Below are 25397 nucleotides of genomic sequence, written 5' to 3' on the forward strand. Positions count from 1 at the left end.
CTGAGTGCCTGGAGGATTCGGGCATGCTTGTGGCCATGACTGTTCACGTTCCTCAGTACGTCGACCTCCTCTGGCCAGCGCTTCAGGCTGCCATTGCTTTGGGTGGTTCGGCGTCCAACGAGGAGCTCGACAGCGCAGTCGTTGAGCGAGAAGGTCTTTCGTCGGACGTGCAGGGCGTGCTGCACGGTGACGGTCCGAGCACCGAGATCGAGTACCGGCTGGCGTGGGCGCGCACCTACCTCAAGGGGATGGGTCTGCTCACCAACAGTCGCCGCGGGGTGTGGAGTGTGACGGAGAAGGGCCGGGAGGTCGGCGAGAGCGAGATCCGCCCGTTGCATGCCGAGTTCTCCGCCGAGAACCGCAAGAAGAATGCCGCGCGCAAATCGGCGAAGGCCGCATCCCGGAGGAACGACGAACCGGACGCCAACATCGCCGAGGCCGAGAACGACGCGGACTGGAAGGACCTGCTGCTCGACACGGTCCTGAAGATGTCGCCGCCTGCGTTCGAGCGGCTGACTCAGCGGTTGTTGCGGGAGGCCGGGTTCTCGAGCGCGTCCGTCACCGGGCGCGGCGGTGACGGGGACATCGAGGGGCTTGGCGTGTACCAGTTGTCGTTGCTCAGTTTCCCCGTGTTCTTCCAGTGCAAGCGCTACAGCGGCAGTGTCGGGGCCGGGGCGGTGCGCGATTTCCGTGGCGCGATGGCGGGTCGCGGCGAGAAGGGTCTGCTCATCACGACCGGGACCTTCACCGGTGACGCCCGTACGGAGTCCAAGCGGGACGGTGCCCCGCCGATCGACCTGATCGACGGCGACCGGCTGTGCGACCTGTTGAAGGAGCATTCACTGGGGGTTCAGACCACCACGCGTCTCGTCGAGGACGTCGAGGTCAGGTCCGATTACTTCCACTCCCTCGAGCCGAAATGATCATGGTCGGGTCACCTCGGCCCGGCCCGGACAGTCTTTCCCGTTGCGGTATGGCCACGAAGCGATCACGCAGGCCCTGAAGCGGTGCCGACGGCGTTCACCCGTGTGTAAAGAGGAAGTTAAATGCACATGTCACTGACGTGAAGAGCGACCGAGGGAAGTCGACATGACGACCACATCGCCGTGGCCGTTGAGGCGCCGCACCGTACGGCCACCGGCGGGGATGCTGGCGGACCGGCGATTCGGGGTGCTCGTCGACCAGTTCTTCCGGCTGTTCCACGACGCGGGCCAGGGCGGCGGAGCACTGGCCGTCTACCTCCACGGTGAGCCGGTCGTCGACGTGTGGGCCGGGTGGGCGAGCCGCGACACGTTCTGGCAGAACGACACGGTCACCCTCACGTTCTCCACGGGCAAGGGTGTCGCGTCCACCGTGCTGCACCGTCTCGCGGGACGCGGGATCATCGAGTACGACGCGCCGGTGGTGCAGTACTGGCCCGAGTTCGCCACCGCGGGCAAGGATGAGATCACGGTGCGCGAACTGCTGTCGCACCGCGCCGGACTGCACCGCGTCCGCGGGCTCGTGCCCGGACCGCTGAGTCTGATGGACCATGGCCTGGTCAGCGCCGCACTGGCCGCGGCGACCCCGGATCGGCGGCGGCTGAAGGCCCCCGGCTATCACGCCGTGACATTCGGTTCGCTGGTCGCCGAACTGACGGCGCGTGCGGCCGGAGAGCACTTCACCGATTTGGTGCGCACCGAGATCGCCGAACCGCTCGGCGTGAAGGAATTCTGGTACGAGGTGCCGTCGGCCGAGCGGTCCCGGATCGCGAGAACGTTCCCGCACATCAACCCGTTCGGTGTTCCCTGGGGCGCGACGTCGTTCGCGATGGCGCGGCTGCCCGGTCTCCGCAACGTCGCCGACGCCGGCATGCCCGCCGGTTTCGACGCCCTCGTCCGCAACCCCGCGATCCACGACAGCGTGATGCCGGGATGGAACGGCGTGTTCAGTGCCCGCGCGCTCGCGCGCATGTACGGGGCGCTGGCCAACGGGGGAACCGTCGGCGGTGCCGAGTTCCTCCCGCCGGACGTCGTGGCTCAGCTGAGCCAGGTGCAGACCACGGCCCGCGACTACGTTCTGGGGATACCGATGAACTGGCGGCTCGGCTACCACGCGGGAATGGTCGCGCGCCGTAGGCAGCCGTCGAATACCTTCGGGCACTACGGGTTGGGCGGGTCGGGCGCGTTCGCCGACGCCGACACCGGGCTGTCGATCGCCTTCGTCACCAACCGGCTCGGCAACATGCTGACCCCCATCGCGGATCTCCGCCTGCCGAAGCTCGGTTCCACGGCGCTCGCCATCGCCGAGAGGCTGTAGCCGGGCCGCTGCGGCCACCGGCCGAACCAATTCGATTTCGACGCGCCGTTTTTCGATCGACGCGAGCCGCCGGTCTGGAAGGCGGGGGACCGGTAGCATCGTGTCCGTGACCGACGCGACCGCCCACACCAGCCGTCCCGATCGGTTGCGTGTCCTCGTCTACAGCGACGATGCGAGCACCCGCCAGAAGGTCGTTCTGGCGTTGGGGAAGCGTCCGCACCCCGACCTTCCGGAGCTGGAGTACGTCGAGGTGGCGACGGCGCCCGTGGTGATCCGGGAGATGGATGCCGGCGGTATCGACCTGGCCGTCCTGGACGGGGAGGCGGTGCCCGCGGGCGGGATGGGGATCGCCAAGCAGTTGAAGGACGAACTCGATGCGTGCCCGCCGATCCTGGTCCTGACCGGACGTCCCGACGACGCCTGGCTGGCCAGCTGGTCGCGTGCGGAGGCCGCCGTGCCGCATCCGCTCGACCCGATCCGGTTGTCCGAAGCGGTCATAGCGCTGCTCCGCACCCGACTCTCCGCTTAGGGTCTCCTGACTTCCGTTTCCGCCGTCCGAAGGCGCATCGAGCGCCTGTCCCGCAGCGGTTTTCCGCATTTCCAGATCGCCCGGAAATCGCTCGGTCAAATCGGCCGGGCCCGGCGACTTCCCTTGTACGCTGTGGCATAACTCACAAGAGCGTAGCTTCGGAAACGACCGCCCGGGAATCGGGCGGGCAGGCTCGGGAAGAGGGGAGCTGAGACGGCATGAATGTCTATGTGCCGATCCTCGTGCTCGGGGCGATTGCTGTCGCGTTCGCGGTGTTCTCCGTGATCGTGGCGAGGATCGTCGGTCCGAGACGCTACAACCGTGCCAAGCTCGACGCCTACGAGTGCGGGATCGAGCCGACGGCCTCGCCGCTGGGCGCGGGCCGCATCCCGGTGAAGTACTACCTGACGGCCATGCTGTTCATCATCTTCGACATCGAGATCGTGTTCCTCTATCCGTGGGCAGTTCACTTCGACGCCCTCGGCTTCTTCGGTCTCGGGGCCATGGCCCTGTTCATCTTCAACGTCTCCGTCGCCTACGCGTACGAGTGGCGGCGTGGCGGTCTCAGTTGGGACTGATCGGTCCCGTCAGCGATCCAAAAGCTAAGTCGGAAGAGAAGAGTCGGATATGGGCATCGAGGAGAAGCTGCCGAGCGGCTTCCTGCTGACCACGGTCGAGGGGCTTGCGGGTTACGTCCGCAAGGGCTCGCTGTGGCCCGCCAGTTTCGGGCTCGCGTGCTGTGCGATCGAGATGATGGCCACCGCAGGCGGACGCTTCGACATCGCCCGCTTCGGCATGGAGGCCTTCCGTGCGTCACCGCGGCAGGCCGATCTCATGATCGTCGCCGGCCGGGTGAGTCAGAAGATGGCGCCGGTGCTGCGGCAGATCTACGACCAGATGGTGGAGCCGAAGTGGGTGCTGGCGATGGGCGTCTGCGCGTCGTCGGGTGGGATGTTCAACAATTACGCGATCGTGCAGGGTGTCGACCACATCGTGCCTGTCGACATCTATCTCCCGGGGTGCCCGCCGAGGCCCGAGATGCTGCTGAACGCGATCCTCACGCTGCACGAGAAGATCCAGCAGATGCCGCTCGGTGTCCACAGGGAGGAGGTGGCGCGTGCGGCGGAGCAGGCCGCACTGGCCGCCACTCCCACCTTCCAGATGAAGGGCCTGCTCCGGTGACGGCGCGACAAGGTCCGTGTAGCCGGAGCCGTGCGGCGAGGGAGCGGAGCGAACCGAGTACGAGGTGCCGGAGCCGTGCGGTCTGGACTGAGGAACGAGGGAGCGTAGCGAGTGAGTGACGAGGGAAGACCGCACGATCAAGCTCCGGCACACGCGAGCGAAGCGAGCCATGTCCCAGAGCAGATCGGCGTGCGCAAGGGTCTGTTCGGGGTGCGGGGTAGTGGTGATACGTCGGGGTATGGGCGGTTGGTACGTCCGGTGTTGTTGCCGGGGAGTACGCCGCGGCCGTTCGGCGGGTATTTCGACGAGGTGGCGGATGGGTTGGGGGCGGCGCTGGCGGAGTCGGGGGTGGGCTTCGAGGTGGCGGTGGAGTCGGTGGTGGTGTTCCGGGGTGAGGTGACGTTCGGTGTGCGCCGCGAGTTCTTGGTGCCGGTGGCGCGTGCGCTGCGGGATGAGCCGGATCTGCGGTTCGAGATGTGTCTGGGTGTGAATGGCGTGCATTTCCCGCAGGATGCGGGCCGGGAGTTGCATGCGGTGTATCCGTTGTTGTCGATTACGCACAATCGGCGGATCCGTCTGGAGGTGGCGGTGCCGGATGGGGATCCGCATATTCCGTCGTTGTATGACGTGTATCCGACGAATGATTGGCACGAGCGGGAGACGTACGACTTTTTCGGGATCGTGTTCGATGGTCATCCGTCGTTGACGCGGATCGAGATGCCGGATGACTGGCCGGGTCATCCGCAGCGGAAGGACTATCCGCTCGGCGGTATTCCCGTCGAGTACAAGGGCGCGGAGATCGCGCCGCCGGACGAGCGGCGGGGGTACAACTGATGAGCGAGGACACGGTTTTCACTGTCGCCGGTCAGGACTGGGACGAGGTTGTCGATGCGGTGAAGGCGGCGTCGGATGATGCGGGGAGCGGCGAGGAGCGCATCGTCGTGAACATGGGTCCGCAGCATCCGTCGACGCACGGGGTGTTGCGGCTCATCCTGGAGATCGAGGGTGAGACGGTCACGGAGGCCCGGTGCGGGATCGGCTATCTGCACACGGGGATCGAGAAGAACCTGGAGTACCGCACCTGGACGCAGGGCGTGACGTTTGTGACGCGGATGGATTATCTGTCCCCGTTCTTCAACGAGACGGCGTATTGCCTGGGTGTGGAGAAGTTGCTCGACATCACGGAGCAGGTGCCGGAGCGGGCGAGTGTCATCCGGGTGATGTTGATGGAACTGAACCGCATTTCCTCGCATCTGGTGGCGCTGGCCACGGGTGGGATGGAGTTGGGCGCGGTGACGGCGATGCTGTTCGGTTTCCGGGAACGTGAGTTGGTCCTGGACGTGTTCGAGTTCATCACGGGGTTGCGCATGAACCATGCGTATATCCGGCCTGGCGGGTTGTCGCAGGATCTGCCGGAGGGGGCGGTGGAGAAGGTCCGCGAGTTGCTGACGGTGATGCCGGAACGGTTGCGGGACATGGAGAATCTGCTGAACGACAACCGCATCTGGAAGGGCCGGACGAAGGGCATCGGGTATCTCGACCTCACGGGGTGCATGGCGCTGGGGGTGACGGGTCCGATGCTGCGTGCGACGGGTCTGCCGCACGATCTGCGGAAGTCGCAGCCGTATTGCGGGTACGAGAACTACGAGTTCGACGTCAGCACTGACACCGGGTGTGACGCGTACGGCCGTTACCTGATCCGGGTCGACGAGATGAAGGAGTCGCTGAAGATCGTCGAGCAGTGCCTCGACAAGTTGCGGCCGGGGCCGATCATGGCGGAAGACAAGAAGATCGCGTGGCCTGCGGATCTGACGTTGGGCCCGGATGGTCTGGGTAATTCGCCGGAGCATGTCCGCGAGATCATGGATTCGTCGATGGAGTCGCTGATCCATCATTTCAAGTTGGTGACCGAGGGTTTCCGGGTGCCGCCGGGCCAGGTGTACGTGGCGGTGGAGTCGCCGCGGGGTGAGCTCGGGGTGCACATGGTGAGCGACGGTGGCACGCGCCCGTTCCGGGTGCATTTCCGCGATCCGTCGTTCACGAATCTGCAGTCGGTGGCGGCCACGTGTGAGGGCGGCATGGTGGCGGATGTGATTGCCGCGGTCGCGAGCATCGATCCCGTCATGGGGGGAGTGGATCGATGACCGAGCGAGCGGCACCGGCGCAACCACCTGTTTTCATCGAGTTCGGGCCGAGGCCGGAGGAGAACGGACGGTTGGTGCGGCCGGGTGCGCGGGAGGAGTATCCGCCGGAGATCCGGGCGCGGCTCGCTGCCGACGCCGATGTCGTCGTCGCGCGTTACCCGAATTCGCGTTCCGCGCTGCTGCCGTTGTTGCATCTGGTTCAGGCGGAGGACGGGTGCATCACGCCGGCGGGGGTCGAATTCTGTGCCGGCCGGCTCGGGTTGACCGGCGCCGAGGTGGCCGCGGTGGCGACGTTCTATTCGATGTACCGGCGCGATCCGACGGGTGACTACTACGTCGGGGTGTGCACCAACACGTTGTGCGCGGTCATGGGCGGCGACGCGATCCTCGCCGCGCTGGAGGAGCATCTCGATCTGCCGCACGGTGGCACGTCCGCGGACGGCAAGGTCACGTTGGAGCACATCGAGTGCAACGCGGCGTGCGATTACGCCCCGGTGGTGATGGTGAACTGGGAGTTCTTCGACAATCAGACCCCGGAGTCGGCCCGCTCGCTCGTCGATTCCCTGCGGTCGGGGGATCGGGTGACGCCGAGCCGCGGCGCGACGCTGTGCACGTTCCGGGAGACCGCCCGCATTCTCGCCGGGTTTCCCGACGAACGTCCCGGTGCGCTCGAGGAGGGCGTCGCCGGCGACGCGACACTGGCCGGCCTGCGCATTGCGCGGGAGCGGGGAATGACGGCGCCGGATCCGGCGGAGACGTCCCTCGTCCCGGAGCCGCAGTCGCAGGGCACCGAGGCGGTGGCGGCGGAGTCGACGAAGGACGAGCCTGCGCCTGCCCCGTCGGCGACGGTCCCTCCGGATCGGTCCACCTCCGAAACGAACCCGGCTGCCACCGACCCCGGACGGAAGGGAGACTGACATGCCGCTGACCCCGGTCCTGAGCCGCTACTGGGACGAACCCGAATCCTGGACCCTCGACACGTACCGTCGCCACGACGGATACGAGGGCCTGCAGAAGGCGCTGCGCATGGACCCGGACGAGGTGATCTCGACGGTCAAGGAGGCCGGTCTGCGCGGTCGCGGCGGTGCCGGGTTCCCGACCGGCATGAAGTGGTCGTTCATCCCGCAGGGCGACGACAAACCGCACTACCTCGTGGTCAACGCGGACGAGTCCGAACCGGGCACCTGCAAGGACATGCCGCTCATGCTGGCCACGCCGCACGCGCTCGTGGAGGGCGTCATCATCGCGGCGTACGCGATCCGCGCCGGGCATGCCTTCATCTACGTGCGCGGCGAGGTGGTGCCGGTGCTGCGCCGGCTGCAGGCCGCGGTCGCGGAGGCGTACGCGGCGGGCTATCTCGGCAAGAACATCCTGGGCACCGGGTTCGACCTCGAGTTGGTCGTGCACGCGGGTGCCGGGGCGTACATCTGCGGCGAGGAGACGGCGCTGCTCGACTCGCTGGAGGGGCGCCGCGGCCAGCCCAGGCTGCGTCCGCCGTTTCCCGCGGTGGCCGGTCTCTACGCGTCCCCGACCGTCGTCAACAATGTCGAGTCGATCGCGAGCGTCCCGCCGATCATCGTGAACGGCATCGAGTGGTTCCGGTCGATGGGCAGTGAGAAGTCGCCCGGGTTCACCCTCTACTCCCTGTCGGGGCACGTGACCACACCCGGACAGTACGAGGCTCCGCTGGGAATCACGTTGCGGGAGTTGCTCGAGTACGCGGGCGGAGTCCGCGCCGGGCACCGGTTGAAGTTCTGGACGCCGGGCGGTTCCTCGACGCCGATCTTTACCGACGAGCACCTCGACGTCGCCCTCGACTACGAGGGCGTCGGCGCCGCCGGGTCGATGCTGGGCACCAAGGCCTTGCAGATCTTCGACGAGACCACATGTGTGGTGCGCGCCGTGCTCCGTTGGACCGAGTTCTACGCGCACGAGTCGTGCGGCAAGTGCACGCCCTGCCGGGAGGGCACCTATTGGCTGGTGCAGATTTTGGAGCGGCTCGAGCGGGGGGAGGGAACCGATGCGGATCTGCACAAGTTGCTCGACATCGCGGACAACATCCTCGGCAAGTCGTTCTGCGCTCTCGGTGACGGTGCGGCGAGCCCGATCATGTCTTCCATCAAGTACTTCCGCGACGAGTATCTCGCGCACTTCGAGCAGGGCGGCTGCCCGTTCGACCCGCATCAGTCCACGCTCATGGCTGGAGTGGACGCATGATGTGGCGCCGGGATGGTGCGCGAGCCGTGACTCGGCGCCGGGGCGATGCGCGAGCCGTGACTCGGCGCCGGGGCCGCGCGGTCTGGACCGAGGAGCGAGGGAGCGCAGCGAATGAGTGACGAGGGAAGAGCGCGCGTGAAAGCCCCGGTGCCCGTGAGCGGAGCGAGTTGTGACACAGTCAGCATCACTATCGACGGGGTGGAGCTGAGTGTTCCCAAGGGCACGTTGGTGATTCGTGCGGCGGAGATGATCGGTATCCAGATCCCGCGGTTCTGTGATCATCCGCTGCTCGACCCGGTGGGTGCGTGCCGTCAGTGCCTCGTCGAGGTGGAGGGGCAGCGGAAGCCGCTCGCGTCGTGCACCACGACTGTCACCGACGGCATGGTGGTGCACACCCAGCTGACTTCGCCGGTGGCGGACAAGGCGCAGAAGGGGGTGATGGAGTTGCTGCTGATAAACCATCCCCTGGATTGTCCGGTGTGCGACAAGGGCGGCGAATGCCCGTTGCAGAATCAGGCGATGTCCAACGGGCGCGCGGAGTCGCGCTTCGGGGAGATCAAGCGCACGTTCCCTAAGCCGATTCCGCTGTCCACGGAGGTCCTCCTGGATCGTGAGCGGTGTGTGCTGTGTGCGCGGTGCACCCGGTTCTCCCAGCAGGTCGCGGGGGATCCGTTCGTCGAACTGATGGAGCGGGGTGCGCTGCAGCAGGTCGGGATCTACGCGAAGGAACCGTTCGAATCGTACTTCTCCGGCAACACCGTCCAGATCTGCCCGGTGGGCGCGCTGACGGGTACCGCGTACCGGTTCCGGGCCCGCCCGTTCGATCTGATCTCCAGCCCCAGTGTGTGCGAGCACTGTGCGAGCGGGTGCGCCCAGCGCACCGATCATCGGCGGGGCACGGTGTTGCGGCGGCTGGCGGGCGACGATCCCGAGGTCAACGAGGAATGGAATTGCGACAAGGGGCGGTGGGCGTTCGCCTACGCCACTCAGCGCGACCGGATCACCACCCCTCTGGTCCGCGGCGACGACGGCACGCTGGCGCCCGCCTCCTGGTCGGAGGCACTGGCCGTCGCGGCGCGGGGACTGACCGCGGCGCGGGGCAACGCGGGTGTCCTCGTCGGAGGCCGATCCACGTGGGAGGACGCCTACGCCTACGCAAAATTCGCACGAACGGCGCTCGGCACCAACGACATCGACTTCCGCAGTCGCGCACACTCCGGTGAGGAGGCCGACTTCCTCGCGGCCCGGGTGGCGGGGCAGCGACTCGCGGTCACCTACGACGATCTCGACGCCGCGCCGGTCGTCCTCCTCGCCGGGTTCGAGCCGGAGGAGGAGTCGCCGATCGTGTTCCTGCGGCTGCGCAAAGCGGCGCGTACGAAGGCCGTTCCGGTGTACTCGATCGCCCCGTACACGTCCCGCGGCCTCGAGAAGGTGTCGGGCAGACTGCTGCAGGCTGCGCCGAATGCGGAGCCGGAGGTCCTCGACGGCCTCCGTACGGGTGAGGTGGACGCGGGGGTCACCGAGTTGCTTCGCCGACCGGGTGCGGTCGTCGTGGTGGGGGAGAGGCTCGCCGCGGTACCGGGGGCGCTGTCCGCCGCGGTCCGGCTGGCCGACGCCACCGGGGCCCGGCTGGCCTGGGCGCCGCGGCGGGCCGGCGAACGCGGCGCACTCGAGGCGGGCGCGCTGCCCGGACTGCTCCCGGGCGGCAGGCCGGTGGGCGATCCCGTGGCCCGGCGGCAGGTCGCGTCGGCGTGGAACGTCGCGGATCTGCCGGACACCGCGGGCCGCGACACTGCGGGCATCCTCGCCGCCGCCGAGTCGGGGACGCTCGGGGCGCTGGTGATCGGCGGTGTGGAGATCGACGACCTCCCCGACCCTCAGGCCGCGACGGCGGCCGTCGACGCGGCCGGGTTCGTCGTGAGTCTGGAACTGCGCCACAGTGCGATCACCGATCGCGCCGACGTGGTGTTCCCCATCGCACCGGTCATGGAGAAGCCGGGCACGTTCCTCGACTGGGAGGGGCGGATACGCGACTTCGACGCCGCTCTCCGCGGCACCGGGGCGATGCCCGATCAGCGGGTGCTCCACGCGATCGCCGGCGAAATGGGTGTCTCGCTCGGTCTTCCCGACGCGGCGACCGCACGGCGGGAACTCGAGCGGCTCGGCGCCTGGGACGGTGACTTCCCGGATCCGCCCGACGTCCCGCAGTCCCCACGGCGGGACCCCGGGGCGGGGGAGGCGATGCTCGCCACTTGGCGGATGCTGCTCGACTCGGGGCGGCTGCAGGACGGGGAGCCGCACTTGGCGGGCACGGCGCGTACCCCGGTCGTGCGGATGTCCGCGACGTCGGCGGCCGAGTCGGGTGCCGGTGACGGAGATCCGGTCACCGTCACGACGGAACGAGGCGAAGTGACGTTGCCGTTGGTGATCACCGACATGCCGGATCGGGTGGTGTGGCTGCCGCTCAACTCACCCGGATCGGCGGTCTACCGGCAACTGGCCGCCGGGGCGGGAACCGTCGTGAACCTACGCCGCGCCGCAGGCACCAACGGGATCGCGCCGGGAGGTGCGCTGTGACGATCGCGGCGGTCTACCCCGACCCGGCACTGTTCGGGCACGACCCGTGGTGGCTGGTTCTGGGCAAGGCGCTGGCCGTCTTCGTGTTCCTCGTCCTCACCCCGCTTCTGACGATCCTGGCCGAACGCAAGGTCATGGCCTGGATGCAGATGCGCGTCGGCCCCAACCGGGTGGGCCCGTGGGGCATGCTGCAGAGCCTCGCCGACGGCATCAAGCTCGCCTTGAAGGAGGGGATCGTCCCGAAGGGTGTGGACAAGCCGATCTACCTCCTCGCGCCGATCATCGCCGCGGTTCCCGCGTTCATGGCGTTCGCCGTGATCCCGTTCGGCCCGGCGGTGTCGATCTTCGGGCACTACACGCCATTACAGCTGACGGACCTGCCGGTGGCCGTGCTCTACGTCCTCGCAGCCACGTCGATCGGCGTCTACGGCATCGTGCTCGCCGGCTGGGCGTCCGGCTCCACGTACCCGCTGCTGGGAGGTCTGCGCTCGACGGCGCAGGTGATCTCGTACGAGATCGCGATGGCATTGTCGTTCGCTGCCGTGTTCCTGGACGCCGGAACGATGTCCACGTCGGGCATCGTCGCCTCCCAGGAGCACACCTGGTACGTTTTCCTGCTGCTGCCGTCGTTCCTCATCTACGTCACCTCGATGGTGGGTGAGACCAACCGGGCGCCGTTCGACCTGCCCGAGGCCGAAGGCGAACTGGTCGGCGGATTCCACACCGAGTACTCCTCACTGAGCTTCGCGATGTTCATGCTCGCCGAGTACGTGAACATGGTGACCGTCTCCGCGCTCGCCACCACCCTGTTCCTCGGCGGCTGGCACGCACCGTTCCCGCTCAGCCTGTGGGACGGCGCGAACTCCGGATGGTGGCCGGTGCTGTGGTTCACGCTGAAGGTCTGGGGTTTCCTGTTCGTGTTCGTCTGGTTGCGGGCCACGCTGCCCCGGCTGCGGTACGACCAGTTCATGGGTCTCGGCTGGAAGATCCTGATCCCGATCTCGCTGGTGTGGGTCATGATCGTCGCCACCGTCCGGGCCTTCCGCAACGAAGGCTACGACGCGCGGACGATCACCCTCGTCGTCGCGGGCCTCGTCGTGGCCCTCGTGGTGGTGACGCTGCTGTGGAAGCGCCTGCGTCCCGGCCGCGTTCGCGCACCCGAGAAACCGGTCGAGCCGCGGGACCGCGCCGAACTGTCCCCGGAGACACTCGAACCGTTCGACCCCATGGCCGGTGGATACCCGGTTCCGCCGATGCCGGGTCAGACACTGCCCGCGTTCCGGCGCACGCCCGTCTCCGTCACCGGCGCGCACTCCACCGGATCGACTCAGGAGAACAGCGATGACTAAATTCCTCGGCCCCATAGCGGGATTCGGCGTGACCTTCTCCACGATGTTCAAGAAATCGAACACCGAGTTCTACCCGGAGGAGAAGACGCCGACGGCGCCCCGCTATCACGGCAGGCATCAGCTCAACCGGTACGCGGACGGGCTGGAGAAGTGCATCGGGTGCGAACTGTGCGCCTGGGCGTGCCCCGCCGACGCCATCTTCGTCGAGGGCGCCGACAACACCGACGAGGAACGCTTCTCACCCGGCGAGCGGTACGGCCGGGTGTACCAGATCAACTACCTGCGCTGCATCGGGTGCGGGCTGTGCATCGAGGCGTGCCCGACGCGGGCGCTGACGATGACCAACGAGTACGAGATGGCCGACGACAACCGGGCCGGCCTGATCTACGAGAAGGACCGCCTGCTGGCCCCGCTCGAGTCCGGCATGGTCGATTCGCCGCACCCGATGGCCCCGGGCACCACGGCCGAGGACTACTACCGCGGCACCGTGACCGGGGGAACGGCGCCCGCGTCGCAGGACCAGTCGGAGGCGGACGACACGGCGGGGGACAAGCCGTGATCGAGGGAGGAGAGCCGACGTGGTGAACACGATGCCGTCCGCGGTCCAACTGATCGCGGAACCCTTCACCCAGACCTCGACGGGCGAGGGCGTGCAGTTCTGGGTCCTCGCGACCGTGGCCGTGATCGGCGCGCTCGGAGTGGTCAGCGCGACGAAAGCCGTCTACTCGGCGATCTTCCTCGCCACGACCATGATCATCCTGGCCGTGTTCTACATCGCCCAGGGCGCGCTGTTCCTCGGCGTCGTGCAGATCGTGGTCTACACCGGCGCGGTCATGATGCTGTTCCTGTTCGTGCTTATGCTCATCGGCGTCGATTCCTCCGAATCCCTCGTCGAGAACCTGCGCGGTCAGCGGGTGGCCGCGATCGCGGCGGGGCTGGGATTCGGACTCCTGCTGATCGGCGGCATCGGAAGTGCGTCCGTCTCCGCGTTCACCGGTCTCGACGAGGCCAACGCGGCGGGCAACGTCCAGGGGCTGGCCGAACTCGTCTTCGTCCGGTACGTGTGGGCGTTCGAACTGACCGGCGCACTGCTGATCACCGCGACCATCGGTGCCATGGTGCTCGCCCACCGGGAACGCTTCGAGCGGCGCAAGGACCAGCGCGAGCTGTCCGAGGACCGGGTCCGTGAGGGTGCCCGTGTCACACCGCTACCCAGTCCCGGGGTCTACGCGCGGCACAACGCCGTCGACATCCCGGCGTTGCTGCCCGACGGCACGTTCTCCGACCTGTCCGTCAGCCGGTCACTCGACCGGCGGCCGAGCATGCCCGCCCGGGCGCTGGGCACCGCGGACGTCGCGGCCCCCGAACCCGCCGCGACCGAAGAGGAGGGTGGGCGATGAATCCCGAGAACTACCTCTACCTGTCGGCGCTGCTGTTCACGATCGGTGCCGCCGGAGTGCTGATCCGCCGCAACGCGATCATCGTGTTCATGTGCATCGAACTGATGCTCAACGCGTCGAATCTGGCGTTCGTGACGTTCGCCCGGATGCACGGCAACCTCGACGGTCAGGTCTTCGCGTTCTTCACGATGGTCGTCGCGGCCGCCGAGGTCGTCGTCGGTCTGGCGATCATCATGACCATCTTCCGTTCCCGCCGTTCGGCTTCCGTCGACGACGCCAACCTCCTCAAGAACTGACGGGTCCCCGATGACGCACATCCTCGAGAAGGTGACTTTGCCCGACGACACCCCGATCGGCGGTGCGGCATGAGCGGAACGCTCTGGCTGCTGCCGGTCCTGCCGCTCCTCGGCGCCGCCGTGCTCCTGCTGGCGGGCAGGCGCAGCGATGCGTGGGGTCATCTCCTCGGTTGCGTGACGGCGCTGGCCTCGTTCGCGCTCGGTCTCGCCTTCTTCGTCGACATGCTGGGCCGGGACGCCGCCGACCGGGTCGTGCACCAGGTCCTGTTCAGCTGGGTGCCGGTCGGCGAACTCCAGGTGGACTTCGGTCTGCAACTCGACCAGCTGTCCGTGTGCTTCGTGCTGCTGATCACCGGTGTCGGCTCGCTGATCCACATCTACTCGGTCGGCTACATGGCCCACGACCCGGAGCGCAGGCGGTTCTTCGCCTACCTCAACCTGTTCCTCGCGGCGATGCTGCTGCTGGTGCTGGCCGACAACTTCCTGGGACTGTACGTCGGGTGGGAGGGTGTCGGTCTCGCGTCGTACCTGCTCATCGGGTTCTGGCAGTACAAGCCGTCTGCGGCTGCCGCGGCGAAGAAGGCGTTCGTGGTCAACCGCGTCGGCGACATGGGGCTGATCCTCGCGATCATGATCATGTTCTCGACGTTCGGCTCGATCGAATTCGCCGACGTGTTCACGCGCGCCGACGCCGCGAGCGAGGGCGTGCTCACCGCGATCGGGCTCGCGCTGCTGCTCGCCGCCTGCGGCAAATCGGCGCAGGTCCCGCTGCAGTCCTGGCTCGGCGACGCGATGGAGGGCCCGACACCGGTATCCGCGCTCATCCACGCCGCGACCATGGTCACGGCGGGTGTGTATCTCATCGTCCGCTCCAACGCGATCTTCGACCTGGCACCGAACGCCCAACTCGGCGTCGTGATCGTCGGCGCGGTGACCCTGCTGTTCGGCGCGATCATCGGTTGCGCGAAGGACGACATCAAGAAGGCGCTGGCGGCGTCGACGATGAGCCAGATCGGGTACATGGTGCTGGCCGCCGGACTAGGACCGGCCGGGTACGCGTTCGCGATCATGCTGCTGCTCACCCACGGCTTCTTCAAGGCCGGCCTGTTCCTCGGCGCGGGTTCGGTGATGCACGGCATGAACGACGAGGTGAACATGCGCCGGTACGGCGGTCTCCGCACCGTCATGCCCATCACGTTCGTCACGTTCGGGCTGGGATACCTGGCCATCATCGGGATTCCGCCGTTCTCCGGCTTCTTCTCCAAGGACAAGATCATCGAAGCGGCGTTCGCCGCCGAGGGCGTGCAGGGCGTCGTCCTCGGAACGGTGACGCTGCTCGGTGCGGGACTCACCGCCTTCTACATGACCAGGGTGATGCTGATGACGTTCTTCGGACAACGGCGGTGGCAACCGAACACCGACCCCCACGAGTCGCCGGGGGTGATGACGGTGCCGATGATTCTGCTCGCGGTGGGTTCGGTCGCCGCGGGAGCGCTGCTTGCCGTCGGGTCCTCGCTGCAGCACTGGCTGGAACCGGTCGTCGGCGCCCATCACGGCGAGCCCGCGCTGCCCGTGTGGGCGATCACCGGACTCACCCTGGTGGTGGTGCTCGCCGGGGTCGCGGTGGCCTACCGGCAGTACGCCCGGCAGCCGATCCCCGACACCGCGCCGGTGGACGTCACCGCCCTCACCGTCGCCGCCCGGAGGGACCTGTACGGCGACGCGTTCAACGAGGGGGCGCTGATGCGTCCCGGGCAGGAGTTGACGCAAACGCTCGTGACCGTCGACGACCGGGGCGTCGACGGCACCGTCAACGGGTTCGCCGCACTCGTCGGCGGAACGTCGATGCGGGTGCGGCGCCTGCAGACCGGGTTCGTCCGGTCGTACGCCCTGTTCATGTTCGCGGGTGCGGCGCTACTGGTCGCCACGATGCTGGTGAGGCTGTGGTGAGCGGCTTCCCGTGGCTTACCGTCCTGTGGGTGCTGCCACTCGTCGGCGCCGGTGTGGTCCTGGCCCTGCCCGTCGACCGGCGCGCGCTCGCGAAGTCGGTCGCGGTCGGTGTGTCCGTGGTGGTCCTGTGCCTGGCGGTCATGCTGGCGATCCGGTTCGACCCGACCGGTGAGCAGTACCAGTTCGTCGAATCCCACGCCTGGATCCCAGCGTTCGGCACCCGGTACATCCTGGGTCTGGACGGCATCGCGCTCGTCCTGGTGCTCCTCACCGCGGTGCTGGTGCCGCTGCTGCTGCTGGCGGGGTGGAACGACGGCGACTCCGCTCCCGATAATGACCGGCGGCGGATGGCGCACACGTACGTGGCGCTGACGCTGATGGTCGAGGCGATGGTGATCGTCTCGTTCACCGCCCTCGACGTCCTGCTGTTCTATATCTTCTTCGAGGCCATGCTCATCCCCATGTACTTCCTGATCGGAGGATTCGGCGGGGCGGGGAGGTCGTATGCCGCGGTGAAGTTCCTGCTGTACAACCTGTTCGGCGGCCTGATCATGCTGGCGGCCGTCATCGGGCTGTACGTGGTGACGGCGCGCCAGGACGCGTTCGGCGGCGGCACCTTCGACTTCCGGGTGATCGTCGCCGAGGGGCTGGACGCCGACCCCGGCGTGCTGAAGGCATTGTTCCTCGGGTTCATGTTCGCGTTCGCGGTCAAGGCCCCGCTGTGGCCGTTCCACACGTGGCTGCCGGGCGCCGCGGTGGAAGCCACCCCGGCCAGCGCGGTGCTCATGATGGCCGTCGTCGACAAGGTCGGGACGTTCGGGATGCTGCGGTTCTGCCTGCAGATGTTCCCGGACGCGTCCGCGTACTTCGCACCGTTCGTCACGGTGCTGGCGGTGATCGGCATCATCTACGGTGCGGTGCTGGCCATCGGACAGACCGACGTGATGCGGCTGATCGCGTACACGTCGATCTCCCACTTCGGGTTCATCATCCTCGGTATCTTCGCGATGACGAGCCAGGGGCAGGCCGGATCGACGCTGTACATGGTCAACCACGGCATCTCGACCGCGGCGCTGTTCCTGATCGCAGGGTTCCTGGTGTCGCGGCGCGGCACCCGTCTCATCGCCGACTACGGCGGGGTGCAGAAGGTCGCTCCGGTGATGGCGGGCACGTTCCTCGTGGCGGGGCTGGCCACGCTGTCGCTGCCGGGCCTGGCGCCCTTCATCAGTGAGTTCCTCGTCCTGGTCGGGACGTTCTCGCGGTACCAGATCGCCGCCGTGGTCGCGACTCTCGCGCTCGTCCTCGCCGCGATCTACGTGCTGTGGCTCTACCAGCGGATGATGACGGGACCGCTGAAGGAGGGCAACGAGACGGTCCGCGATCTCGTGCGTCGTGAGATCGCGGTCGTGGCACCGCTGATCGCCCTGCTGCTCGTCCTCGGCGTCTACCCCAAGCCGGTACTGGACGTCATCACCCCCGCGGTGAGCCACGTCCTCGTCACCGTCGGTCAGCACGATCCTGCCCCCACCGTCGCCGGGCAGGATTCAGAGGGAGGCACACCCTGATGAGTACCTCCGAATTCGTCCTCGCCCAGTCCGCGTCATTGCCTGCGCCGGACATCGAATACGGCCAGCTGTCACCGATGTTGATCGTGTTCGGCGTGGCTGTCGCCGGTGTGCTCGTGGAGGCGTTCCTGCCCCGTCGCGGCCGCTACTCGAGCCATCTCGTTCTCGCGATCGGCGGACTCACTGCGGCATTCGTGGCCGTCGTCCTGCTCGCGGGAACCCGCGACTCGGTGGTCGGGGGAGGGGTGGCCGTCGACGGTCCGACGCTGTTCCTCCAGGGCACGATCCTGCTGATCTCGATCCCGGCGATCCTGATCATCGCCGAGCGGAGCGTCGACAGCGGGGTCGGCGCCGCGACCGCGGAGGTCACGGCCGTCCGCGGGGCGGAGCCGGAAGGCAGAACCGACGCGTTCACCCCGCAGGCGTACGCCGTCCCCGGCAGTGTCGCCGAACGGGAGGCCACCAGAAACGCCCCGGGGCACACCGAGGTCTTCCCCCTCACCCTGTTCGCGGTCGGCGGGATGCTCCTGTTCCTGGCGTCCAACGACCTTCTCACCATGTTCGTGGCGCTGGAAGTGCTCTCGCTGCCGCTGTATCTGCTGTGCGGGCTGGCGCGGCGTCGCCGTCTCCTGTCGCAGGAAGCCGCGATGAAATACTTTCTGCTCGGGGCGTTCTCGTCGGCGTTCTTCCTGTTCGGGGTGGCGTTGTTGTACGGCTACGCGGGCACCGTCGCGTTGCCGGGGATCGGCGACGCACTCGCCCGGGGCGCCGAGGACCGGACGCTGGCGCTGATCGGCACTGCGCTCCTGTCGGTGGGTCTGCTGTTCAAGATCGGCGCGGTCCCGTTCCACTCCTGGATCCCCGACGTCTATCAGGGTGCGCCGACGCCGATCACCGCGTTCATGGCGGCGGCCACCAAGGTCGCGGCGGTCGGGGCGATGCTGCGCATCTTCTACGTGGCGCTGCCCGACCTCCGCGCGGACTGGCGGCCGGTGATGTGGGGCGTCGCCATCCTCACCATGGTGGTCGGTGCCGTCATGGCGGTCACGCAGAACGACGTCAAGCGGATGCTCGCGTACTCCTCGGTCGCGCACGCCGGATTCATCCTCACCGGTCTGATCGCGGCCAACCGGGCGGGTCTGTCGTCCACCATGTTCTATCTGCTGGCCTACGGCTTCAGCACGCTCGGCGCGTTCGCCGTCGTCACCCTCGTGCGGGACAGCCGGGGCGAGGCGACGGACCTGTCCCGCTGGGCGGGGCTGGGGCGGCGTTCGCCTCTGGTGGGCGGGGTCTTCGCCCTGTTCCTGCTCGCGTTCGCCGGAATCCCCTTGACGAGTGGGTTCGTCAGCAAGTTCGCGGTCTTCCAGGCCGCCATCGAGGGCGGTGCCGTTCCCCTCGTCCTCGTCGGCGTCGTCAGCAGTGCGATCGCGGCGTTCTTCTACGTCCGGGTGATCGTCCTCATGTTCTTCTCGGAACCGCAGAGCGACGCCCCGACGATCGTGGTACCCAGCATGTTCACCGCCGCGGCCATCGCGGTGGGAGTGGTGGTGACGGTGGTGCTCGGAATCCTGCCGCAGGGGGCGCTGGAACTGGCGGACCAGGCCGCGGTGTTCTTCCGCTGACCCGGCGGTGCCGGCGGGTCGCGAGTGTCCGATGTGACGGATGTAGTCCAAGTGGCTGGCGGGACCCGTGTGAGTGTGGTGGAATGCAAGCCGGACAACATACCGACTGAGCGAGAGTGAATGTCGGAGACACGCCGGAGCGCGACCGATCGGATATGGGGGCACAGTGGAATTTTCTCGGAGAGACCTGTTCCGGTACGCGGCAGCGGGATCCGCCGTGGCCGGGATCGCGGCGCTCGCATCCACCACGTCCTCGGTCGCCGTCGCGAAGGCGGACAGCCTCGGCATCCTGATCGACTACGCGGGCGGCGTGCCTTCGGCGGACGCCATCCTCGAGGCCGGATACGACGGCGCCATCCGCTACGTGTCGGATCGCCGTCCCGGCGCCGAATGGATGGAAGGCAAGCCGATGCTCGCCGACGAGGCGCAGGCGCTGCTCGACGCCGGACTGTCCGTCGTTTCGTGCTATCAGTTCGGCAAGGGGCCGACCGCCGACTGGCGCGGCGGGCTCGAGGCGGGCAAGCGGCACGCGGAGCGTGGACTCGAATTGCACCTCGCCGCAGGCGGTCCCGAGGATCGTCCCATCTACGCGTCCATCGACGACAATCCCTCGCCCGCCGATTTCCTCACCATGATCGCCCCGTATCTCGCCGGGTGGGAGTCGGTGGTCGGCAAGGGGAACACCGGCATCTACGCCAACTCCAAGACGCTGGATCTGGCGGTCCTCGCCGGGCTCGGGTCGTGGTACTGGCAGCACGACTGGGGCACACCCGAGGGGTACGTCCACCCGTCGGCGCACCTGCATCAGTACGAGATCGACGCGAGCAACGTCGACGGGGTGGGCATCGATCTCAACGACATTCTCAAGCCCGACTACGGGCAGTGGTGACCCGGTCAGGCCGCCGGTCGATCACCCATCTTCGAGAGCCACTCCCGCGCGTCCTCGGGTAGGTTGCCCGCGGCTTCCGCTGCGCGGCACCACTTCTTGGCGGTGGCGAGAAAGTTCATCGGGTTGTACGCGTCCTCTTCGCGCGACCACAGGTTGTCGCCGGCGTAGTGGAGGATCGTGATGTTGGCCGCGGCGTGCCGGGAGCCGTCGCCGGGATCCTCCATGGGGTTGTCGATTTCGCAGATCACCCATCCCCGGTCTTCGTCGATCACGAACCAGTTCGCAGGGAACTCGGTCATCCGGGTTCCCGGGAAGGCCGACATGGTGCGCGTGACCCAGGCGCGGATGGCCTCGCGTCCGTCGAAGTGTCCGAACGCGTGCTCGACGTATGTGGCGTCCTCCGTGAAGAGGTCGGCGAATCCGTCCCAGTCTCCGAGTTCGACGCAGCGGCCGACGGTTCGCTGGTAGTGCGCGAACGCGTCTTCGAGTTCGGCGCGACTCCACGGCATGGTGCGTCCCCTTCTCTCGTCCGGCACCGCGTCTGCGTGCCTCGAAGAATGAGAACACGTTTCAGTTCTGTTGTGGGGCGTTTTCCGGTGGATGGGATCGTTGAAACGCCACCCGAGTCAACTCCGATTACCTGTTGTCACTCGTTTCACTTTCGAACCCGGAGGTTCTGCCATGGATCTGCTGATCAATTTCGTGTACACCGTCGCGTCGGTTCTCTACACCGCGCTGTTCGTCAACGGATCCTGAGTCGCGTTCGCGGTGCCGGAATGTGCACGCTACACATGATGTGTATGGTGCACAATGATGCCCCGGTCGAGGTAACCGTGCCTCGGGCAGAATGACGGTAACTCTGGGAGGTGTCGGTGTCCGATCGCGACGAGGTGGCGGCTGATGTCGAGAACGAATTGACATTGCTGTCGCGCTATCACGCCCACGCGCAGCGGGCGGGGTTCCAACTCGACCGTTCCGCCTACCTGCTCCTCGGACGCCTGGAACTCGAGCATCCGCTCAGCCTGAAGCAGCTCGCCGAGGCGTTCCGGCTCGACATCTCGACCATCAACCGGCAGATCGGCGCCTTGCTGAAGCGTGGACTCGTCGAACGGGTCCCCGACCCGGACGGGGGAATGGCCCGCAAGGTCGAGGCCACTGCGCGGGGGCTCGAGCAGCTTCACGCGGACCGGGCGCTGGGCAGGAACGGTGTCGAACGCATCATCGCCGAGTGGAGCGACCACGACCGCGGTGAGTTGCGCCGCCTGCTGACCAAGTTCAACGGCGAGATCGAGAAGTACGACGGCAACTCCTGGCCGCGCGCCGGCCGGACGACCTGACCGGACGCCGTCAGGACTGGACGTGTGCGGTCGCGTCCCGTGTGAGGTCCGGTTCGTCGGCGATGACCGTGAGATGAGGGTGCTCGGGCGGACTGTCGTGCCAGCCCTTCCATGACAGCAGAGACCACCGCGACAGCCCCGACAGCGCAGATCCAAGGCTGGCGAACGAGGCGGTGCTCAGTGCCGAGCCGAACGACCCGACGGACCCGATCGACAGCACCGAGCCGACACTCCCGATCGACAGGACGGAGTAGGCGGAACCGATCGAGAGGATCGACCCTTCCGAACGGATCGACAGGATGGACCGCCGGGCGTGTCGCGATCGCAGTGAGTGGTCCGGGGTGTGGTGCGTCGAGTGCATTCCTCGGTCTACCACGGTGGGGCCGTCGGCAAACAGTGAAGCGGTGCAGACATGAGCGAGGGGCCCTCCGGAAGATCCGGAGGGCCCCTCGCTCGTCAGGTGTGAGGGTTACGCGACCTGGAACATGCCGACGGTGGGGAGGAAGCTGCACGTGATCGGCGCCGCCCCTTCCTTCTGGGTCGTCAGTCCGCCCGACACTACCGCGAGGACGCGGCCCGGGCCGGTGTCCGCGATCGCCGACAGGGTTGCCGGTCCGTCGGGGTTGATCTTGGCCTCGTTGGTGAGGTTCTGGGTAGCGCGCCGCTGGTTGTCCAGGTTGATCCACGTCACGGTCAGCGGATTGGGCTGTTCGGCGGCAACGGAACTGGTTCCGAGGGCGGTGAACACGAACCCGGCCTGACCTGCCTTGGGGCCGGGCGGGGGCAGCTGGGCCGGGCCGGGGACCGCGAGGGCGGTGCCGACGGAATCGGCGCCCTCGCCGATGCAGCCCCTGCCGATGGTCGGGTAGAGGAACTGCGCGATGACGGGCGCGTTCTCCTGCGGGATCTCGGGACCGCCACCGCCGCTGCCGTCGAGGAACGTGATGACGCGCTCGAGGGTGGACTTGAGTTCCGGCGGGATGCCGGGGGACTCGAGGAGGTTGCGGGCCTGGTCCAGAATCGCGTCCTGGGGTCCTGCGGCGATGTCTTCGGTACCAGCGGCTGCGCCGATGATGGCGGGTGCGAACGACGCGAGCATCTCCACGGGGATGCCTTCGGGTACGGGCGGCGGCGTCGGCTGCGCGATCGCCTGGGCCGGCACTGCCATAGCGGCTGCTGCGGCAACGGCGAGAGCAGTTACTGCTCTGCGCATACCTCGGGTTCGAAGCACAGTCTCCCCATCCTTAGTCATAACAGCGTGGACGACAAAACAATCCACGTCTGACGGCTCGGGGGGTCACTCTATGTACAGCGCCCCCGGGTTGTACAGCTCACGAGTTCGTTCATCGGTAGCTGCGGCACCCCGGTGGGAGTGTATGGCATACAGACCCCGACGGTGGTCCTCCGGTGACGATAGCTTGTGGCACGTGTGGTTCGTGTGATTGGTGATGCAACTGTTACGCGCGGCTACGGACACCTCGGAACCCGCGGGCGGCGCCGTCTACGCTGTGCGGGACCGTTTCGGGATCGGCTGAGACATCTACACACCTCACGGGAGAGCGCCACACTGTGTCCGACCATGCAGCGTCCGACGGCGGAGCAGCCTCCGACGACCCGACTTCCGAGCGTTCACCCACGTCCACCCGGGGAACATCCGCCCTGCACACCCTGTTGCGATGCGCGCCTGTTCTTCTCGTGCTGTCGGTGCTCGGGCGGATGGCGTGGACGCTGTTGAGCCCCAACGGGATGAACCTCGTCGACCTGCACGTCTACGTCGACGGTTCCGAGGCGCTTCACGGTGGCAGTCTCTACGACTTCACCTATTCGGAAGTGACACCGGACTTTCCGCTGCCGTTCACCTATCCGCCGTTCGCGGCGCTCGTCTTCTTTCCCCTGCACTACCTGCCGTTCCCGCTGGTCGGGGTCGGCTGGCAACTGCTCACCATCCTCGCCCTGTACGCGCTGGCGCGGATGAGCCTGGGGCTCGTGCTCGGCGACGCCGCGCGCAGCCCGCACTGGCGTGCGGTCGCGGTGCTGTGGACCACGGTCGGGGTGTGGGTGGAACCGGTGCGCACCACGCTGGACTACGGCCAGATCAACGTCTTCCTGGCACTGCTCGTGATGACCGCGGTCCGCAGTTCCCGGTGGTGGCTGTCCGGTGCGCTCGTGGGATTCGCCGCCGGGATCAAACTGACCCCGGCGATCACCGGCCTCTATTTCCTGATGCAACGCCGCTGGAAGGCCGCCGTCTTCTCCGGGGTCGCGTTCGCCGCGACCGTCGGAGTCAGTTACCTGCTGATCGGCTCGGAGGCGCGGGAGTACTTCACCCACCTGCTCGGTGACGCCGATCGCATCGGGCCGGTCGGCTCGGTCTGGAATCAGTCGCTGCGCGGCGCGTTGTCGCGGCTGCTCGGATACGACGTCGAGACGGGCGTCCTCTGGCTGCTGGCGGTGGCGGTCACCGTCGTCCTCGCCGGCCTGGCCTGGCGGGCGATCGCCCGGGACGACCGGCTCGGCACCCTCGTTCTCGTCGAGTTGCTGGGGTTGCTCGTCTCACCGATCTCGTGGTCGCACCACTGGGTGTGGGTGATCCCGATGCTGATCTGGTTGCTGCACGGCCCCTACGGGTCGATGCTGGGCACCCGGATCCTCGCCGGGTACTGGCTCGTCACCACTCTCATCGGCGTGCCCTGGGTGCTCAGCTTCTTCCAGGACTCGATCTGGTTGATCTCCCGGCCCGCGGTACTCGCGTGGCTGGGCACCGTCGACGTCGTCGGCGCCTTCGGTGTCTATGCATGGGTGGCCTACGCCGGGCGCCGCACCAAGCGTGCCGCCGCGGCCGCCGGCGAGATCAGCCCGCCAGTGAGTCGATCTGCGCAGCAAGATCCAGATCCAGCTGCGTGAGCCCGCCCGCGGAATGCGTCGACAGTGTGTAGGTGACCTTGCGCCACCTGATGTCGATGTCCGGATGGTGGTTCGCGGCCTCCGCCGCCTCCGCGACCTTCCGGACCAGCTCCACCGCTTCGGGGAAACTCGGCGACTCCACGGTGCGGACGAGGGAATCACCCGCCCGCTGCCACCCGGGCAGTCCTGCGAGTGCGGTGTCGATCTCTCCGTCTGACAGCAACTCGGCCATACCTCATGATGGTGCCGTGCCCGAGGAACGTGCAAGACCTGTCGAGAACACCGGTGAGGTGGTGGCGGCCGCGATCATCGTCGACGGCCGGCTGTTGCTGGCGCAGCGGACGCGGCCCCCGGAACTTGCCGGACTGTGGGAGCTGCCCGGCGGCAAGGCGGAGGCGGGGGAGAGCGCCGAGGACGCGCTGCGCCGCGAACTGCGGGAGGAACTCGGCGTCGAGGTGTCCGGCGGCGACCGGATCGGTGACGACGTGCCGCTGCCCGACGGCCGGGTGCTGCGCGCGTACCGCGTCGAACTGGTGTCGGGAACCCCCGCCGCGCTCGACCACGCGGAACTGCGCTGGGTGGACGGACGGGAACTTGGTGAGATCGACCTCGTCGGCAACGACCGCGGATGGGTGCCGGACCTGCGGTTGCACCTGAACGGGCGGGCCTGACCTCAGGCCGCGCGGGCCTTCTTGAGGCCCTTCTTCAGTTCCTTCTTGGACGCGCCCTCGTCCTCGAGCTTCTTCATGCGCATGATCACGACCGGGCACTTGATGCACCGCGTCTTGCTGCGGCAGCATTTCTTCTTCGGCTTGAGGCCCGAGACCTTGCCGGCCTTCACCTTGCCCATACTCGGCTCGGCCTTCCTACTCCGGTGAACGCCGGTATCCGCCGGCTCCGCTCAGGTTAGCGTCCCCTCAGCTTTCGGCCTCACCGCACACGCGAGACGGGCCGAATTCGACGTGGCGCAGATCACTTTACGCTGGTCGGGCATGCCCCGCGAAGCCGGCGATGCGCGAAGTAGCCGTTCGGGCGGGTAGTATTCACGTGGCCGCGATGCCTGTACTGGGCGATTTACCATCGCCTCGACGAGGATTCTGAATCGAGATGACAAGGCGGCCGCCAGAAAGCCGTGCGA

26 protein-coding genes are annotated in these 25397 nt (G+C 67.4%); 21 read left to right on the forward strand and 5 right to left on the reverse strand.

Annotation, left to right across the window (positions count from 1 at the left end):
* Positions 1–23: 23 nt before the first annotated feature.
* The 18 genes from MLGJGCBP_RS41120 to MLGJGCBP_RS41205 all read left to right on the forward strand — a co-directional run bounded on the left by MLGJGCBP_RS41120 (position 24) and on the right by MLGJGCBP_RS41205 (position 20018).
* Positions 24–923 (forward strand): restriction endonuclease, encoded by a 900-nt coding sequence (locus MLGJGCBP_RS41120; protein WP_087556474.1) that lies wholly within the window; start codon positions 24–26, stop codon positions 921–923.
* A 166-nt stretch (positions 924–1089) separates the two neighbouring features.
* Positions 1090–2298: a serine hydrolase domain-containing protein gene (locus MLGJGCBP_RS41125; RefSeq protein WP_160103194.1), complete on the forward strand. Its 1209-nt coding sequence runs from the start codon at positions 1090–1092 to the stop codon at positions 2296–2298.
* Between the two features lie 106 nt (positions 2299–2404).
* Entirely contained in the window at positions 2405–2827 is a 423-nt protein-coding gene (locus MLGJGCBP_RS41130; protein ID WP_087556748.1) for an Rv3143 family two-component system response regulator, read from the forward strand.
* Positions 2828–3045: 218 nt separating this feature from the next.
* Positions 3046–3405, forward strand: coding sequence for an NADH-quinone oxidoreductase subunit A (locus tag MLGJGCBP_RS41135; RefSeq protein ID WP_087556472.1), 360 nt, complete (start codon positions 3046–3048; stop codon positions 3403–3405).
* Positions 3406–3454: 49 nt separating this feature from the next.
* Complete coding sequence (locus tag MLGJGCBP_RS41140; RefSeq protein WP_087556471.1) at positions 3455–4009, forward strand: NuoB/complex I 20 kDa subunit family protein; 555 nt, start codon at positions 3455–3457, stop codon at positions 4007–4009.
* Between the two features lie 111 nt (positions 4010–4120).
* The gene (locus MLGJGCBP_RS41145) at positions 4121–4843 is read left to right on the forward strand and encodes an NADH-quinone oxidoreductase subunit C (protein WP_087556470.1); all 723 of its coding nucleotides are present in this window, start codon (positions 4121–4123) and stop codon (positions 4841–4843) included.
* Entirely contained in the window at positions 4843–6153 is a 1311-nt protein-coding gene (gene nuoD / locus MLGJGCBP_RS41150; protein ID WP_087556469.1) for an NADH dehydrogenase (quinone) subunit D, read from the forward strand. The genes MLGJGCBP_RS41145 and nuoD overlap by 1 nt, the downstream gene beginning before the upstream one ends.
* Entirely contained in the window at positions 6150–7070 is a 921-nt protein-coding gene (gene nuoE, locus MLGJGCBP_RS41155) for an NADH-quinone oxidoreductase subunit NuoE (RefSeq protein WP_160103196.1), read from the forward strand. The genes nuoD and nuoE overlap by 4 nt, the downstream gene beginning before the upstream one ends.
* 1 nt (position 7071) lies before the next feature.
* Positions 7072–8370: an NADH-quinone oxidoreductase subunit NuoF gene (nuoF, locus tag MLGJGCBP_RS41160; RefSeq protein ID WP_160103198.1), complete on the forward strand. Its 1299-nt coding sequence runs from the start codon at positions 7072–7074 to the stop codon at positions 8368–8370.
* 111 nt (positions 8371–8481) lie between these two features.
* Positions 8482–10947 (forward strand): NADH-quinone oxidoreductase subunit G, encoded by a 2466-nt coding sequence (locus MLGJGCBP_RS41165; RefSeq protein ID WP_236581672.1) that lies wholly within the window; start codon positions 8482–8484, stop codon positions 10945–10947.
* The gene (gene nuoH, locus MLGJGCBP_RS41170) at positions 10944–12296 is read left to right on the forward strand and encodes an NADH-quinone oxidoreductase subunit NuoH (RefSeq protein WP_160103200.1); all 1353 of its coding nucleotides are present in this window, start codon (positions 10944–10946) and stop codon (positions 12294–12296) included. The genes MLGJGCBP_RS41165 and nuoH overlap by 4 nt, the downstream gene beginning before the upstream one ends.
* Positions 12289–12855, forward strand: coding sequence for an NADH-quinone oxidoreductase subunit NuoI (nuoI, locus tag MLGJGCBP_RS41175; RefSeq protein WP_160103202.1), 567 nt, complete (start codon positions 12289–12291; stop codon positions 12853–12855). Before nuoH ends, nuoI begins: the two co-directional genes overlap by 8 nt.
* A 31-nt stretch (positions 12856–12886) precedes the next feature.
* Positions 12887–13696: an NADH-quinone oxidoreductase subunit J gene (locus tag MLGJGCBP_RS41180; protein WP_201453345.1), complete on the forward strand. Its 810-nt coding sequence runs from the start codon at positions 12887–12889 to the stop codon at positions 13694–13696.
* Positions 13693–13992, forward strand: coding sequence for an NADH-quinone oxidoreductase subunit NuoK (gene nuoK / locus MLGJGCBP_RS41185; protein WP_005239116.1), 300 nt, complete (start codon positions 13693–13695; stop codon positions 13990–13992). The genes MLGJGCBP_RS41180 and nuoK overlap by 4 nt, the downstream gene beginning before the upstream one ends.
* 69 nt (positions 13993–14061) lie before the next feature.
* Positions 14062–15942 carry an NADH-quinone oxidoreductase subunit L gene (gene nuoL, locus MLGJGCBP_RS41190; protein WP_160103206.1) on the forward strand — a complete coding sequence of 627 codons (1881 nt, stop codon included), beginning with the start codon at positions 14062–14064 and terminating at the stop codon, positions 15940–15942.
* A complete protein-coding gene (locus MLGJGCBP_RS41195) occupies positions 15939–17507 on the forward strand; it encodes an NADH-quinone oxidoreductase subunit M (protein ID WP_201453343.1) in 1569 nt (522 codons plus the stop codon). Before nuoL ends, MLGJGCBP_RS41195 begins: the two co-directional genes overlap by 4 nt.
* Positions 17507–19129 (forward strand): NADH-quinone oxidoreductase subunit NuoN, encoded by a 1623-nt coding sequence (gene nuoN / locus MLGJGCBP_RS41200; protein WP_160103230.1) that lies wholly within the window; start codon positions 17507–17509, stop codon positions 19127–19129. The genes MLGJGCBP_RS41195 and nuoN overlap by 1 nt, the downstream gene beginning before the upstream one ends.
* A 166-nt stretch (positions 19130–19295) precedes the next feature.
* Entirely contained in the window at positions 19296–20018 is a 723-nt protein-coding gene (locus MLGJGCBP_RS41205) for a DUF1906 domain-containing protein (protein WP_160103232.1), read from the forward strand.
* Positions 20019–20023: 5 nt separating this feature from the next.
* Here MLGJGCBP_RS41205 and MLGJGCBP_RS41210 read toward each other — a convergent pair whose 3' ends face one another.
* A complete protein-coding gene (locus tag MLGJGCBP_RS41210; protein ID WP_160103234.1) occupies positions 20024–20527 on the reverse strand; it encodes a nuclear transport factor 2 family protein in 504 nt (167 codons plus the stop codon).
* Positions 20528–20884: 357 nt separating this feature from the next.
* Here MLGJGCBP_RS41210 and MLGJGCBP_RS41215 point away from each other — a divergent pair, with 357 nt between their 5' ends.
* Positions 20885–21355 carry a MarR family winged helix-turn-helix transcriptional regulator gene (locus MLGJGCBP_RS41215; protein WP_087556459.1) on the forward strand — a complete coding sequence of 157 codons (471 nt, stop codon included), beginning with the start codon at positions 20885–20887 and terminating at the stop codon, positions 21353–21355.
* A gap of 10 nt (positions 21356–21365) precedes the next feature.
* Here MLGJGCBP_RS41215 and MLGJGCBP_RS41220 read toward each other — a convergent pair whose 3' ends face one another.
* Positions 21366–21716 carry a hypothetical protein gene (locus MLGJGCBP_RS41220; protein WP_087556458.1) on the reverse strand — a complete coding sequence of 117 codons (351 nt, stop codon included), beginning with the start codon at positions 21714–21716 and terminating at the stop codon, positions 21366–21368.
* A gap of 108 nt (positions 21717–21824) precedes the next feature.
* Positions 21825–22568, reverse strand: a complete 744-nt coding sequence (locus MLGJGCBP_RS41225) for an Rv1157c family protein (protein WP_442972150.1) — start codon at positions 22566–22568, stop codon at positions 21825–21827.
* A 356-nt stretch (positions 22569–22924) separates the two neighbouring features.
* Here MLGJGCBP_RS41225 and MLGJGCBP_RS41230 point away from each other — a divergent pair, with 356 nt between their 5' ends.
* Positions 22925–24259, forward strand: a complete 1335-nt coding sequence (locus MLGJGCBP_RS41230) for a mannosyltransferase (protein ID WP_087556456.1) — start codon at positions 22925–22927, stop codon at positions 24257–24259.
* Here MLGJGCBP_RS41230 and MLGJGCBP_RS41235 read toward each other — a convergent pair.
* On the reverse strand, positions 24207–24491 hold the full coding sequence (locus MLGJGCBP_RS41235; RefSeq protein ID WP_015889728.1) for a 4a-hydroxytetrahydrobiopterin dehydratase: 285 nt from the start codon (positions 24489–24491) through the stop codon (positions 24207–24209). The genes MLGJGCBP_RS41230 and MLGJGCBP_RS41235 overlap by 53 nt on opposite strands.
* Before the next feature lie 58 nt (positions 24492–24549).
* Here MLGJGCBP_RS41235 and MLGJGCBP_RS41240 point away from each other — a divergent pair, with 58 nt between their 5' ends.
* Complete coding sequence (locus MLGJGCBP_RS41240) at positions 24550–24930, forward strand: (deoxy)nucleoside triphosphate pyrophosphohydrolase (RefSeq protein WP_087556455.1); 381 nt, start codon at positions 24550–24552, stop codon at positions 24928–24930.
* A 2-nt stretch (positions 24931–24932) separates the two neighbouring features.
* On the opposite strand, the gene MLGJGCBP_RS50890 is transcribed toward MLGJGCBP_RS41240, so the two are convergent.
* Complete coding sequence (locus tag MLGJGCBP_RS50890; RefSeq protein WP_087556454.1) at positions 24933–25109, reverse strand: hypothetical protein; 177 nt, start codon at positions 25107–25109, stop codon at positions 24933–24935.
* Positions 25110–25397 lie beyond the last annotated feature (288 nt).

The sequence above is a fragment of the Rhodococcus sp. T7 genome (assembly GCF_009872365.1).
Classification (GTDB): domain Bacteria; phylum Actinomycetota; class Actinomycetes; order Mycobacteriales; family Mycobacteriaceae; genus Rhodococcus_F.

Bases quoted from the DNA above. Each gene is read 5' to 3' on its own strand.
- MLGJGCBP_RS41120 (WP_087556474.1), top strand. From the start codon at position 24: ATGCTTGTGGCCATGACTGTTCACGTTCCTCAGTACGTCGACCTCCTC.
- MLGJGCBP_RS41125 (WP_160103194.1), top strand. From the start codon at position 1,090: ATGACGACCACATCGCCGTGGCCGTTGAGGCGCCGCACCGTACGGCCA.
- MLGJGCBP_RS41135 (WP_087556472.1), top strand. From the start codon at position 3,046: ATGAATGTCTATGTGCCGATCCTCGTGCTCGGGGCGATTGCTGTCGCG.
- MLGJGCBP_RS41140 (WP_087556471.1), top strand. From the start codon at position 3,455: ATGGGCATCGAGGAGAAGCTGCCGAGCGGCTTCCTGCTGACCACGGTC.
- nuoD (WP_087556469.1), top strand. From the start codon at position 4,843: ATGAGCGAGGACACGGTTTTCACTGTCGCCGGTCAGGACTGGGACGAG.
- nuoE (WP_160103196.1), top strand. From the start codon at position 6,150: ATGACCGAGCGAGCGGCACCGGCGCAACCACCTGTTTTCATCGAGTTC.
- nuoF (WP_160103198.1), top strand. From the start codon at position 7,072: ATGCCGCTGACCCCGGTCCTGAGCCGCTACTGGGACGAACCCGAATCC.
- MLGJGCBP_RS41165 (WP_236581672.1), top strand. From the start codon at position 8,482: ATGAGTGACGAGGGAAGAGCGCGCGTGAAAGCCCCGGTGCCCGTGAGC.
- nuoI (WP_160103202.1), top strand. From the start codon at position 12,289: ATGACTAAATTCCTCGGCCCCATAGCGGGATTCGGCGTGACCTTCTCC.
- MLGJGCBP_RS41180 (WP_201453345.1), top strand. From the start codon at position 12,887: ATGCCGTCCGCGGTCCAACTGATCGCGGAACCCTTCACCCAGACCTCG.
- nuoK (WP_005239116.1), top strand. From the start codon at position 13,693: ATGAATCCCGAGAACTACCTCTACCTGTCGGCGCTGCTGTTCACGATC.
- nuoL (WP_160103206.1), top strand. From the start codon at position 14,062: ATGAGCGGAACGCTCTGGCTGCTGCCGGTCCTGCCGCTCCTCGGCGCC.
- nuoN (WP_160103230.1), top strand. From the start codon at position 17,507: ATGAGTACCTCCGAATTCGTCCTCGCCCAGTCCGCGTCATTGCCTGCG.
- MLGJGCBP_RS41210 (WP_160103234.1), bottom strand. From the start codon at position 20,527: ATGCCGTGGAGTCGCGCCGAACTCGAAGACGCGTTCGCGCACTACCAG.
- MLGJGCBP_RS41220 (WP_087556458.1), bottom strand. From the start codon at position 21,716: ATGCACTCGACGCACCACACCCCGGACCACTCACTGCGATCGCGACAC.
- MLGJGCBP_RS41225 (WP_442972150.1), bottom strand. From the start codon at position 22,568: ATGCGCAGAGCAGTAACTGCTCTCGCCGTTGCCGCAGCAGCCGCTATG.
- MLGJGCBP_RS41235 (WP_015889728.1), bottom strand. From the start codon at position 24,491: ATGGCCGAGTTGCTGTCAGACGGAGAGATCGACACCGCACTCGCAGGA.
- MLGJGCBP_RS50890 (WP_087556454.1), bottom strand. From the start codon at position 25,109: ATGGGCAAGGTGAAGGCCGGCAAGGTCTCGGGCCTCAAGCCGAAGAAG.